General features: G+C 74.1%; 1 protein-coding gene. It reads left to right on the top strand.

All coding sequences use genetic code 11. The features are described from left to right. Positions 1-191: 191 nt before the first annotated feature. Positions 192-706: alpha/beta fold hydrolase (locus tag EXE41_RS18600; RefSeq protein WP_137691795.1), on the top strand; the 515-nt coding region annotated here is incomplete at its 3' end.

The raw sequence follows: 706 nt of genomic DNA, 5'->3' as shown, positions 1-706 counted from the left end.
GAGGGAGGTCGACCGCTACCGCTTCGCCGGCCGCCCGTCACACTGCGGACAGCGGTTCGGCGCGGCGCCCGCGAGCTCGGTTATCCGCCTGTTGTAGCAGTCCGAACAGCGCAGCGCGCCACAGCGTTCGCACTCGGGCATGGGCGAACGCCGCCGGAACGGTCAACACCGACCCGCCCGAACCGCCGAGCGTGCCCGACGCGAACAACGACGGCGTCTCGCTGTACTACGAGACCGAGGGTGACGGGGAGGCGGTGCTGTGCTGTGGCGACGTCGGCCTCGGCGCGTGGCAGTGGGGCTGGCAACACGCCGCCCTCGCCGGCCCGTACGAGCTGATCGTCGCCGACACCCGCGGCTGCGGGCGCTCGGACCCCCCGCCCGCGGACTGCACCGTCGAGACGCTGGCCGAGGACGCCGTCGCCGTGCTCCGGGACCACGGCGTTCGCTCGGCCCACGTCGTCGGCGCCGGCCTCGGCGGGATGGTCGCGCTCGAACTGGCCCGCACGACCGGGCGCGTGCGGTCGCTCACGCTGCTCGGGACCGCACTCGCGGGCGACGGCTACGACCCCGAGCCGATGTTCGCGCCGCCGACCGACGAGGCCGCGCTGCGGTCGTCGTTGGAAGCCGTGTTCTCCCGCGAGTTCCTCGACGAGCAGGCCGACGCGATCAGCCAGTTCGTCGAGTGGCGCGCCGCCGAGGACGCCGA

This window comes from Halorubrum sp. SD690R (genome assembly GCF_005435035.1).
GTDB lineage: Archaea > Halobacteriota > Halobacteria > Halobacteriales > Haloferacaceae > Halorubrum > Halorubrum ezzemoulense.
Note: the sequence above shows the minus strand (reverse complement) of the source record. Positions and strands in the feature narration are given on the sequence as shown.